Raw genomic sequence first — 12022 nt, forward strand, 5'->3', positions numbered from 1 at the left:
TGGGCGCAGGCGGGCGGGGGGCAGCGTAAATCCCGCCTGCCGGCGAGGGATAGGTGTCTGGATTACAATGGCCGGCGAATTGGAATCCCCCGTTTGCGACCCCCTTTCGCGACCCCTCGCTCCATGGCCTACAAGACAATTGAAGACACCATCGGCAATACGCCGCTGGTCAGACTGCAGCGCATCCCCGGTGCCGCCAACGACGCGCGCGGCAATGTGATCCTCGGCAAGCTCGAAGGCAACAACCCGGCCGGTTCGGTCAAGGACCGCCCCGCGGTGTCGATGATCGCCCGGGCCGAGGCGCGCGGGCGCATCAAGCCGGGCGACACCCTGATCGAGGCGACTTCCGGCAATACCGGCATCGCGCTGGCCATGGCGGCCGCCATCCGCGGCTACAAGATGGTGCTGATCATGCCCGAGGACCTGAGCCTCGAACGCCGCCAGAGCATGGCGGCCTACGGTGCCGAGATCATCCTGACCCCGGTCAAGGGCGGCATGGAGTACGCGCGCGACCTGGCGGATTCGATGGAGCGCGACGGCAAGGGCGTGATCCTCGACCAGTTCGCCAACCCGGACAACCCGCAGGCGCACTACGAGGGCACCGGGCCGGAGATCTGGCGCGATACCGACGGCCGCATCACCCACTTCGTTTCGGCGATGGGCACCACCGGCACCATTACCGGCGTGTCGCGCTACCTGAAGGAACAGAACCCGGAGATCCAGGTCATCGGCGCGCAGCCGGCCGAAGGCTCGCGCATCCCGGGCATCCGCAAGTGGCCCGAGGCGTATCTGCCCAAGATCTACGATGCCAGCTACATCGACCGCACCGAGCCGGTGAGCCAGGGCGATGCCGAGCACATGGCGCGGCGCATGGCGTCCGAAGAGGGCATCTTCTGCGGCATTTCGGCCGCGGGCGCGCTCTGCGTGGCGCTGCGCATTGCCGAGGAAGTGGAGAACGCCACTATCGTCTTCGTGGTGTGCGACCGCGGCGACCGCTACCTGTCGACCGGCGTGTTCCCGGCGTGACCTGAACCGGTGCCAAAGCAAGAAAGGCCTCGCAAATGCGAGGCCTTTCTTGCTTTGGCGGGCAGCTGGCATCAGCCCATCGCCGCCTTGACCGCCTCGCCCAGCTGGTACACCGCCAGCGCATAGAAGAAGCTGCGGTTGTAGCGCGTCAGCACGTAGAAGTTGCGCAGGCCGAGCAGGTACTCCGTGGGCTGGTCGGGGGTGGGCAAGTCCACCACCAGCACGCCGGTCTCGCCTTCGCGCGCGGGGTCGATCGGCTCGTCCACGCGCAGGCCGGCGCGGGTCAGCTGGTTGAGCGTGCGCGTTGGCCACGGCTCGCCGTCGGCCGCCGCGGTGGCGACACCCAGGCTGCCGGCGTCGCCGGCAATGCGCCACACCACCGGGCGGCCCGGCTCCCAGCCGTGCAGCTGGAGGAAGCGCGCGACACTGCCGATGGCATCGGTAGGGCTGTTGCGCAGGTCGATGCGGCCGTTGTTGTCGTAGTCGACGGCGTATTCGCGCAGGCTGGTCGGCATGAACTGCGGGATGCCGATCGCGCCCGCGAAGGAGCCCAGCACCGAGTACACGTCGGTGCGGGTGTCGCGGCACCACAGCAGGTAGTCGGCCAGCTGGTTGCGGAACAGCGTGGTGCGGGCTTCGCGGTTGGGCGTGTCCGGGTAGTCGAAGGCGAGCGTGGACAGCGAATCGAGCACGCGGAAGGTGCCCATGTCGCGGCCATAGATGGTTTCCACGCCGATGATGCCGACGATGACCGATGCCGGCACGCCGAACTCGGCTTCGGCGCGGCGCAGCGTGTCGCGGTTGTCCTGCCAGAAGCGCACGCCCGCGTTGATGCGGATCGGCTCGATAAAGCGCGAGCGGTAGGTGCGCCAGCTTTTGCGGCCGGTGGTGGCGGGCGGCATGATCAGGCGCACCACGGTGGCGGAATAGGCCGCCTGGCCAAACCACTCCTGCAGCATGCCACGGTCAAGGCGGTGGCGGGCCACCATCTCGTCGATAAATGCGCGGGTCTGCGGATTGTCGCGGTAGCGGCCGGGTTCGATCTCTTCCTCGCGCATGCTGACGCGGCGCTTGCCCGCGGCGAGCAGGCTGGGGGAGAGGCCGCAGAGTCCGAGTGCGGCAGCGGAAAGCGCGGCGCCCAGCAGGGGGCGTCGCAGTGAGCGCTGGGTGTCGGTCATGATGTCCTTTGCAAGTCGCACCGAGTATAGCGGATGCCACTGCGGCAACTATGGGCAAGCCGTCACGACATCGCGCGCCGGCGCCGCTGGGTGGCTTGGGCTGGCGTGTGCTAACGTAGCGATTGGAGACAACATCGCGACGATAAGAGATGCCGACAGGCTATTACACGCACCCCGAGTTCCAGCGGCACGAGATGGGGCATTTCCATCCGGAGTGCCCGGAACGCCTTCAGGCGATCGAGGATCACCTGATTTCGCACGGCCTGGACGGGCTGCTGGAGCGCCGCGAAGCCCCGCCCGCCACGCGCGAGCAGCTTGAGCGCGTGCACCGGCCCGACTATGTCGATTCGCTCGAACGCGCCAGCCCGGCCAGCGGCTATCACGCGATCGATCCGGATACCTCGATGAACTCGCACACGCTCGCCGCCGCCACGCTGGCCGCGGGCGCGGCGGTGGCGGCCACCGATGCGGTGATCGCGGGCGAGTTCGAGAACGCGTTCTGCTGCGTGCGCCCGCCCGGCCACCACGCCGAGCCTGACCGCGCGATGGGCTTCTGCTTCTACAACAACGTCGCCATCGCCGCGCGCCACGCGCTGCGGGCGCACGGGCTGGAGCGCGTGGCCATCATCGATTTCGACGTGCACCACGGCAACGGCACCGAAGCGGCATTCCGTGGCGACGAGCAGGTGATGATGTGCAGCATCTTCCAGCACCCGTTCTATCCGTACAGCGGCACCGAGCATCTTGCTCCCAATATGGTCAACATCCCGCTGCCGGCCTATACCAACGGCATGGCCGTGCGCGAAGTGGTCGAGACCATCTGGCTGCCGCGGCTCAATGAGTTCCGCCCGCAGATGCTGTTTATCTCCGCCGGCTTTGACGCGCACCGCGAGGACGACCTGGGCCAGATGGGCCTGGTGGAGCAGGACTACGCCTGGATCACCGGCCAGCTGGTGGACGTTGCGCGCGCCCATGCACAGGGCCGCATCGTCAGCTGCCTGGAGGGGGGCTACAACCTGAGCGCGCTGGGCCGCAGCGTGCTGGCGCACCTGAAGGTGCTGCTGGAACGATAGGAGAGCATGGCCATGGCCGAGAACGATGCGCGCGTGGACGCGCCGCTGCTGACCGAAACGCGCGATGCCGCGGGCGTGGTGCGACTGACCATGAATCGGCCGCAGGCGTTCAATGCGCTGTCAGAAACGCTGCTCGACGCGCTGACCGACGCTCTCGGCCGGCTGGCGTCGGACCACACCGTGCGCGTGGTGGTGCTGGCTGGCGCCGGCAAGGCCTTCTGCGCCGGGCACGACCTGCGCGAGATGCGGGCCTCGCCGTCGCACGACTACTACCGGCGCCTGTTCGACCGCTGCACGCGCATGATGATGGCGATCCAGAAGATGCCGCAGCCGGTGCTTGCGCGCGTGCAGGGCATCGCCACGGCGGCGGGCTGCCAGCTGGTGGCCATGTGCGACCTTGCGGTGGCCGCCGACGATGCGCGCTTTGCGGTGTCCGGCGTCAACCTGGGCCTGTTCTGCTCGACGCCCGGGGTGGCGTTGTCGCGCAACCTGCATCGCAAGCAGGCGATGGAGATGCTGCTGACCGGCGACATGATCGACGCCGAAACCGCCCGCGAGCGCGGGCTGGTGAACCGGGTGGTGCCCGCTGGCCAGCTCGACGAAGAGGTGGCGCGCCTGGCCGCCAGCATCTGCGCCAAGCCGGCCGCCGCGGTGGCCGCCGGCAAGGGCCTGTTCTACCGCCAGCTGGAAATGGGCATCGAGGCCGCCTACCAGCTCGCCGGCCAGACCATGGCCTGCAACATGATGGACGAGTCGGCGCTGGAGGGGGTGCAGGCCTTCATTGACAAGCGCTCGCCGTCCTGGCGTGGCTCATAGGCGACTTTTTCGGCGTTTATATGCCGGGAGCGTATAAAGACATCGGTAAAAAGTCGTTTATGGTATGAAGCGAATCGCATAAAATACGCGCTTCAGAAAAATAACGAGCGGCAACAGCGCTGGAGATCCCTCGCCTGTTGCCGTTTTCTTTTGGTCACCTTTCCATGATCGAACTGCAAGGACTGTCGCAGCGCTTCCCGGGCGCGTCTGGCGACGTGCATGCATTGCGGGACGTCAGCCTGTCGATAGCGGCGGGCGAGGTCTTCGGCATTATCGGCCGCAGCGGCGCCGGCAAGAGCACGCTGGTACGCGCCATCAACCTGTTGAACCGGCCCTCGAGCGGCCGCGTGATCGTCGCGGGCCAGGAACTGACCGCGCTGGACACGGGCGCGCTGCGCCTGGCACGCCGCGAGATCGGCATGATCTTCCAGCACTTCAACCTGCTGTCTTCGCGCACGGTGTATGAGAACGTGGCGCTGCCGCTGGAACTGGCCGGCAAGCCCAAGGCCGAGATCGCCGCGACGGTGCTGCCGCTGCTGGACCTGGTGGGCCTGTCGGCGTTGAAGGACCGCTATCCGGCGCAGATCAGCGGCGGGCAGAAGCAGCGCGTGGGCATTGCGCGTGCGCTGGCCAGCAAGCCCAAGGTGCTGCTGTCGGACGAGGCCACTTCCGCGCTGGACCCCGAAACCACCCGCTCCATCCTGGATCTGCTCAAGCAAATTAACCGCGACCTGGGCCTGACCATCGTGATGATCACGCACCAGATGGAAGTCATCAAGCAGGTCTGCGACCGCGTGGCCGTGCTTGAAGCCGGCCAGGTGGTGGAGACCGGGCGCGTGATCGACGTATTCCTGCGCCCGCAGCACGACGTCACCCGCGCCATGATCGGCGACGTCATCTCGCAGGAACTGCCGGCCAGCGTGCTCAAGCGCGTGGAAAGCCGGCTGGGCAACGGGCGCGACCACGTCTACCGCCTTGCCTTCACCGGCGAGGGCGTGGACCAGCCGGTGCTGGCCCAGGCGATCCGCCGCTACGGGCTGGACTTCAATATCCTGCATGGCCATATCGACGAGATCCAGGGCCAGGCCTTCGGCTCGCTGGCGATCATGGCCACGGGCGAACTGGCCGACGTGAAGGCGGCGATGGAGTACCTGCAGGCGCAAGGCGTCGTGGTGGAGGAGTTCGAGCATGTGGTCTGAAATGTTTGACCTGTTCCTGACCTCGTTCAACGAGACCCTGCTGATGGTGGCAATCTCGGGCGTGGTCGGCTCGTTGCTGGGCGTGCCGCTGGGCGTGCTGCTGCACCTGACCAACCGCGGCGGCGTGTTGTCGCATCCGCTGTTCAACCGCAGCATCGGCGTGGTGGTCAATGCGGTGCGCTCGATCCCGTTCATCATCCTGCTGGTGGTGGTGATCCCGTTCACGCGCTTTATCGTCGGGTCGTCGATCGGCACCACCGCGGCGATCGTGCCGCTGACCATCGCGGCGATCCCGTTTATCGCGCGCCTGGTGGAAAGCGCGCTGCGCGAGGTCGACAAGGGCCTGGTCGAGGCCGCCCAGTCGATGGGCGCCACCACCCGCCAGATCGTGTGGAAGGTGCTGCTGCCCGAGGCCATGCCCGGCATCGTCGCCGGCCTGACCATCACCTTTGTCAGCCTGGTCGGCTATTCGGCCATGGCCGGCGCGATCGGCGGCGGCGGCCTGGGCGACCTGGGCATCCGCTACGGCTACCAGCGCTATATCACCGAGGTCATGGTGGCGGTGGTGGTGATCCTGATCGTGTTCGTGCAGGCCGTGCAGAGTTTCGGCGACTGGCTTGTCCGCCGTATCAGCCACCGCTAGTCAGCCACTGCCCAAGCCAATTATTTTCTGAAACAGGAACGCATATCATGCAACGTCGCAACCTGCTGCAATGGATTCTCGGCGCCGCGATCGGCGCAACGCTGGCCACTGGCGCCGTCGCCCAGGAAAAGCCGATCAAGATCGGCGTGACCGGCGGCCCGCACGCCCAGATCATGGAGCAGGTGAAGAAGGTCGCCGCCAAGGACGGCCTGAACATCCAGGTGGTCGAGTTCAGCGACTACATCCAGCCCAACGCCGCGCTGGCTGCCGGCGACCTGGACGCCAACAGCTACCAGCACCTGCCGTACCTGGAAGCCCAGATCAAGGACCGCGGCTACAAGTTCGCGCATATCGCCTATACCGTGACCTTCCCGATGGGCGTGTACTCCAAGAAGATCAAGTCGCTCGACCAGCTCAAGCAGGGCGCGCGCGTGGGCGTGCCCAACGATCCCACCAACGGCGGGCGCGGCCTGTTGCTGCTGCAGAGCAAGGGCGTGATCAAGCTAAAGCCCAACGCCGGCCTGAAGGCCACGCCGCTGGACATCGTCGAGAACCCGAAGAAGATCCGCATCGTCGAGCTGGACGCCGCGCAGCTGCCGCGCTCGCTGGATGACCTGGATGCCGCCGCCATCAACGGCAACTACGCGGAATCGGCCGGCCTGTCGCCCGTCAAGGACGCCATCGCCATCGAAGGCCCGAAGGGTCCTTATGCCAACCTGATCGCGATCCGCGAGGCCGACAAGAGCAAGCCCTGGGTGGCCAAGCTGGTGAAGGCCTACCATTCGCCGGAAATCAAGCAATACGTCACATCGACCTTCAAGGACTCGGTCATTACCGCCTGGTAAGCCGGCGTCACTTTGAGGTTTTCATCCAATCAGACGATGCCCGCAAGCCCCGGTTTGCGGCACAATCGCTGGACGGCTGGGATCTGCCGGGCTATGCCCGGCATCATTTTGCCGATAAAATAGTACGATCGTTCGAAAAACAGGAGAGCCGCCAACCCGGTGGTTATAATGACGAGCGAACAATATTTCTGACTATCAGCTATCAGTGGAGTGAGCGCATGAAAGTACTCGTCGCAGTCAAGCGGGTGGTGGATTACAACGTCAAGGTCCGCGTCAAGCCGGACGGCAGTGGCGTCGATCTGGCCAACGTGAAGATGAGCATGAACCCCTTCGACGAAATCGCCGTGGAAGAGGCCGTGCGCCTGAAGGAAGCCGGCGTTGCCACCGAAGTGATCGCCGTCTCGTGCGGTGTCACGCAGTGCCAGGAAACCCTGCGCACCGCGATGGCCATCGGTGCCGACCGCGGCATCCTGGTGGAATCGAACGAAGACCTGCAACCGCTGGCCGTGGCCAAGCTGCTGAAGGCGCTGATCGACAAGGAACAGCCGCAACTGGTGATCCTGGGCAAGCAGGCCATCGACGACGACTCCAACCAGACTGGCCAGATGGTGGCCGCGCTCGCCGGCCTGCCGCAAGCCACGTTTGCCTCGAAGGTGGTGGTTGCCGATGGCAAGGCCTCGGTGACGCGTGAAGTCGATGGCGGCCTGGAAACGCTGTCGCTCAAGCTGCCGGCCGTGGTCACGACCGACCTGCGCCTGAACGAGCCGCGCTACGTGACGCTGCCGAACATCATGAAGGCCAAGAAGAAGCAGCTCGATACCGTCAAGCCGGAAGACCTCGGCGTCGACGTCAAGCCGCGCCTGTCGACCCTGAAGGTGGTCGAGCCTGCCAAGCGCAGCGCGGGTGTGATGGTGCCGGACGTCGCGACGCTGGTGCAGAAGCTGAAGAACGAAGCCAAGGTTATCTGAGCGCGGGGGAGAAATAACATGACTGCACTCGTCATTGCTGAACACGACAATCAATCCATCAAGGCCGCCACGCTGAACACCGTGACTGCCGCTGCCCAGTGCGGCGGCGACGTGCACGTGCTGGTGGCTGGTGCCAACGCCAAGGCCGCGGCAGATGCCGCCGCCAAGATCGCCGGCGTGACCAAGGTCCTGCTGGCCGACGCCCCGTACTTCGGTGACGGCCTGGCCGAGAACGTGGCCGAGCAGGCGCTGGCCATCGCCAACGACTACTCGCACATCCTGGCTCCGGCCACCCCGTACGGCAAGAACATCCTGCCGCGCGTGGCTGCCAAGCTGGACGTGGCCCAGATCTCGGAAATCTCCAAGGTCGACGCCCCGGACACGTTCGAGCGCCCGATCTACGCCGGCAACGCCATTGCCACGGTCAAGTCGGAAGACAAGATCAAGGTCATCACCGTGCGCGGCACCGCCTTTGACGCCGCCGCAGCCGAAGGTGGCTCGGCTGCCGTCGAGACCCTGCCGGCCGTGGCCGACGCAGGCGTTTCGCAGTTTGTTTCGCGCGAAGTGGCCAAGAGCGACCGTCCGGAACTGACCGCCGCCAAGATCATCGTCTCGGGTGGCCGTGGCGTGGGTTCGGGCGAGAACTACACCAAGGTGCTGACGCCGCTGGCCGACAAGCTGGGCGCCGCGCTGGGTGCCTCGCGCGCCGCCGTGGACGCCGGCTTCGTGCCGAACGACTACCAGGTCGGCCAGACCGGCAAGATCGTCGCGCCGCAGCTGTACATCGCCGTCGGCATCTCCGGCGCGATCCAGCACCTGGCCGGCATGAAGGACTCCAAGGTGATCGTCGCGATCAACAAGGATGCCGAAGCCCCGATCTTCTCCGTGGCCGACTACGGCCTGGTGGGCGACCTGAACACCGTGGTGCCGGAGCTGGTGGCAGCACTGGGCTGATGCCTTGCCGGCCGCCAGGCGGCCGGCACTGGTAGCAAGTACGAGCCGTTCCGGGGGTGACCCGCGAACGGCTTTTTCATACATGTTGGGAGACATCGATGACTTACCGTGCGCCGATCAAGGACATGCTGTTCGTCATGAACGAGCTGGCCGGGCTAGAGGCCGTGAGCAAACTGCCGGGCTTCGAGGAAGCCACGCCGGAAACGGCCGAGGCAGTGCTGGACGAGGCCGCCAAGTTCAACGAGCAGGTCGTCGCGCCGCTGAACCGCGCCGGCGACCTGGACCCGAGCAGCTGGAAGGACGGCGTGGTCACCACCACGCCCGGCTTCAAGGAGGCCTTCCGCCAGTTCGGCGAGGGCGGCTGGCAGGGCGTGCTGCATCCGCAGGAGTTTGGCGGCCAGGGCCTGCCCAAGCTGGTCGCCACCGCCTGCAACGAGATGCTGAACACCGCGAACCTGTCGTTCGCGCTGTGCCCGCTGCTGACCGATGGTGCCATCGAAGCGCTGCTGACGGCCGGCACGGATGAGCAGAAGGCCACCTTCCTGCCCAAGCTGATCTCGGGCGAGTGGACTGGCACCATGAACCTGACCGAGCCGCAGGCCGGCTCGGACCTGGCCGCGGTGCGCACCCGCGCCGAGCCGCAGGGCGACGGCACCTACAAGGTGTTCGGCACCAAGATCTTCATCACCTACGGCGAGCATGACATGGCGAAGAACATCGTCCATCTCGTGCTGGCGCGCACGCCCACCGCGCCCGAGGGCGTCAAGGGCATCTCGCTGTTCATCGTGCCGAAGTTCATGGTCAACGCCGACGGCAGCACCGGTGAGCGCAACGACGTGCATTGCGTCTCGATCGAGCACAAGCTGGGCATCAAGGCGAGTCCCACGGCAGTGCTGCAGTTCGGCGACCATGGCGGCGCCACCGGCACGCTGGTCGGCGAAGAGAACCGTGGCCTCGAGTACATGTTCATCATGATGAACTCGGCACGCTTCTCGGTCGGCATGCAGGGCATCGCCGTGTCCGAACGCGCCTACCAGCAGGCGGTGGCCTTTGCGCGCGAGCGCGTGCAGAGCCGCCCGGTCGATGGTTCGGCGCGCGAGGCGGTGACCATCATCCACCACCCGGACGTCAAGCGCATGCTGATGACCATGCGCGCGCTGACCGAAGGCGCGCGCGCCGTGGCCTACGTGGCCGCGGCCGCCAGCGACGCGGCGCACCAGCATCCCGACGAAGCGGTGCGCCAGCAGAACCAGGCCTTCTATGAGTTCCTGGTGCCGGTGGTGAAGGGTTGGAGCACCGAGCTGTCGATCGATGTCACCAGCCTGGGCGTGCAGGTGCACGGCGGCATGGGCTTTATCGAGGAAACCGGCGCGGCGCAGCACTACCGCGATGCGCGCATCTTGCCGATCTACGAAGGCACCACGGCAATCCAGGCCAACGACCTGATCGGCCGCAAGACCGTGCGCGACGGCGGCGCCGTGGCGCGTGCGATCTGCGCGCAGATCGCCGAGACCGAGGCTGCGCTGGGCAAGCATGGCTGCGCTGCGTTCACCGCTGTGCAGTCGCAGTTGGCCAAGGGCCGCGCGGCGCTGGAAGACGTGGTGGCGTTTGTCGTGGCCAATGCCAAGTCGGACCCGAACGCCGTCTTTGCCGGCAGTGTGCCTTACCTGAAGCTGTGCGGCATCGTGTTCTCTGGCTGGCAGTTCGGCCGTGCGATGCTGGCCGCCGATGCGAAGCGGGCCGAGGATCCGGGCTTTTATGACGCCAAGATCGCCACCGCGCATTTCTTTGCGGAGCACATCCTGTCGCAGTCGTCGGCTTTGCGCGATGCCATCGTCAGTGGTGCGGCACCGGTGAATGCGATGACGGCCGAGCAGTTCTGAGCGGCCTGACAGTCGCCGGAAAGAAGAAGGGCGGCCCCGCGGGGTCGCCCTTTTTGCTTATCGAGGCAGCGCCTGTTTCAGGCAGTGGCCGGCCTGGGCGCCAGGCGATGGCGCGCCGGCTTCAGGTAGCGGCCCACCGACAGGTCGTCGGCGCGGATCGCCGGCGAGGTGCCCGAGACCAGGTCCGAGAGCAGCTTGCCCGAGCCGCAGGCCATGGTCCAGCCGAGCGTGCCGTGGCCGGTGTTCAGCCACAGGCCGCGCACCTGGGTCGGGCCCACGATCGGCGTGCCATCCGGCGTCATCGGGCGCAGGCCGGTCCAGAAGGTGGCCTGGCTGACATCGCCGGCGCCCGGGAACAGGTCGGTGACCACGTGTTCGAGCGTGCGGCGCTTGGCCGGATCCAGGCTGCGGTCATAGCCGACGATCTGCGCCATGCCGCCCACCCGGATGCGGTCGTCGAAGCGGGTGATGGCAACCTTGTAGGTTTCGTCCAGAACGGTGGACACCGGGCTGCGCGACGGATCGCTCAGCGGCACCGTGATCGAGAAGCCCTTGAGCGGATACACCGGCAGGTTGGACATGCCATGCAGGAACGGCTTGACCAGTTGCGTCGACCAGCTGCCCAGCGCCACCACCACCAGGTCGGCATCCATCGGCTGGCCGTCGACCACGGCGCCGGTGACGGCATCGCCCTGGGTCATCAGGCTGTCGATCGAGCGGTTGTACAGGAGTTTCACGCCCAGCAGCTCGGCCATGCCTGCGAGCCGTTGCGTAAACAGCGCGCAGTCGCCGGTTTCATCGTTGGGGAGGCGCAGGCCGCCGGCCAGCTTGTGGCGGACGGCGGCCAGCGCCGGTTCGCTCGCGGCGAGTTCCTCGCGCGAAAGCAACTGGTAAGGCACGCCGGCTTCTTCCAGCACGGCGATGTCCTTGGCCGCGCCTTGCAGCTGCTCGTCGGTGCGGAACACCTGCAGCGTGCCTTGCTGGCGGCCTTCATAAGCGATGCCCGTCTCCGCGCGCAGCGCGCGGATGCAGTCGCGGCTGTATTCGGCCAGCCGCACCATGCGCTCCTTGTTGACGGCGTAGCGTTCGGCGCTGCAGTTCTGCAGCATCTGCCACATCCATTGCAGCTGGAACAGCGTGCCGTCCGGACGGATGCTGAGCGGCGCGTGTTCCTGGAACATCCACTTGATCGCCTTCAGCGGTACGCCCGGCGCCGCCCACGGCGACGCGTAGCCGGGCGAGATCTGCCCCGCGTTGGCAAAGCTGGTGCCGAGCGCGGGCCCGGCCTCGCGGTCGACGACGGTCACTTCGTGACCGGCCTTGGCCAGATACCACGCACTGGTGACGCCAATAACGCCGCTGCCTAGTACGAGAACGCGCATGTCCGGGGGCTCCAACTGCGGTGACAAGTTGATAAAGGATTTATCTCTATACTAT

At 66.4% G+C, this 12022-nt stretch carries 11 protein-coding genes; 9 read left to right on the forward strand and 2 right to left on the reverse strand.

Features of this window, described 5'->3' with window-relative positions; genetic code table 11:
• The first annotated feature begins 123 nt into the window (after positions 1 to 123).
• A complete protein-coding gene (gene cysM, locus AC3WLE_RS12520; RefSeq protein WP_010812945.1) occupies positions 124 to 1026 on the forward strand; it encodes a cysteine synthase CysM in 903 nt (300 codons plus the stop codon).
• A gap of 71 nt (positions 1027 to 1097) precedes the next feature.
• Here cysM and mltB read toward each other — a convergent pair whose 3' ends face one another.
• Positions 1098 to 2204: a lytic murein transglycosylase B gene (gene mltB, locus AC3WLE_RS12525; protein ID WP_492356513.1), complete on the reverse strand. Its 1107-nt coding sequence runs from the start codon at positions 2202 to 2204 to the stop codon at positions 1098 to 1100.
• 149 nt (positions 2205 to 2353) lie between these two features.
• Here mltB and AC3WLE_RS12530 point away from each other — a divergent pair, with 149 nt between their 5' ends.
• The 8 genes from AC3WLE_RS12530 (at position 2354) to AC3WLE_RS12565 (ending at position 10585) form a co-directional block, all read left to right on the forward strand.
• On the forward strand, positions 2354 to 3277 hold the full coding sequence (locus AC3WLE_RS12530; protein WP_010812943.1) for a histone deacetylase family protein: 924 nt from the start codon (positions 2354 to 2356) through the stop codon (positions 3275 to 3277).
• 12 nt (positions 3278 to 3289) lie between these two features.
• A complete protein-coding gene (locus AC3WLE_RS12535) occupies positions 3290 to 4093 on the forward strand; it encodes an enoyl-CoA hydratase (RefSeq protein ID WP_492351754.1) in 804 nt (267 codons plus the stop codon).
• A gap of 164 nt (positions 4094 to 4257) precedes the next feature.
• A complete protein-coding gene (locus tag AC3WLE_RS12540; protein ID WP_492321413.1) occupies positions 4258 to 5292 on the forward strand; it encodes a methionine ABC transporter ATP-binding protein in 1035 nt (344 codons plus the stop codon).
• Positions 5282 to 5935 carry a methionine ABC transporter permease gene (locus AC3WLE_RS12545; protein WP_010812940.1) on the forward strand — a complete coding sequence of 218 codons (654 nt, stop codon included), beginning with the start codon at positions 5282 to 5284 and terminating at the stop codon, positions 5933 to 5935. The genes AC3WLE_RS12540 and AC3WLE_RS12545 overlap by 11 nt, the downstream gene beginning before the upstream one ends.
• 47 nt (positions 5936 to 5982) lie before the next feature.
• Positions 5983 to 6780, forward strand: a complete 798-nt coding sequence (locus AC3WLE_RS12550) for a MetQ/NlpA family ABC transporter substrate-binding protein (RefSeq protein ID WP_492321414.1) — start codon at positions 5983 to 5985, stop codon at positions 6778 to 6780.
• A gap of 218 nt (positions 6781 to 6998) precedes the next feature.
• The gene (locus AC3WLE_RS12555; protein WP_340523966.1) at positions 6999 to 7748 is read left to right on the forward strand and encodes an electron transfer flavoprotein subunit beta/FixA family protein; all 750 of its coding nucleotides are present in this window, start codon (positions 6999 to 7001) and stop codon (positions 7746 to 7748) included.
• 18 nt (positions 7749 to 7766) lie between these two features.
• Complete coding sequence (locus AC3WLE_RS12560) at positions 7767 to 8702, forward strand: electron transfer flavoprotein subunit alpha/FixB family protein (protein WP_010812937.1); 936 nt, start codon at positions 7767 to 7769, stop codon at positions 8700 to 8702.
• Between the two features lie 98 nt (positions 8703 to 8800).
• On the forward strand, positions 8801 to 10585 hold the full coding sequence (locus AC3WLE_RS12565; RefSeq protein WP_492356514.1) for an acyl-CoA dehydrogenase: 1785 nt from the start codon (positions 8801 to 8803) through the stop codon (positions 10583 to 10585).
• 77 nt (positions 10586 to 10662) lie between these two features.
• Here AC3WLE_RS12565 and AC3WLE_RS12570 read toward each other — a convergent pair whose 3' ends face one another.
• Complete coding sequence (locus tag AC3WLE_RS12570) at positions 10663 to 11967, reverse strand: D-amino acid dehydrogenase (RefSeq protein WP_492321417.1); 1305 nt, start codon at positions 11965 to 11967, stop codon at positions 10663 to 10665.
• Positions 11968 to 12022 lie beyond the last annotated feature (55 nt).

The organism is Cupriavidus sp. FW306-1B-F12B, from assembly GCF_058781795.1.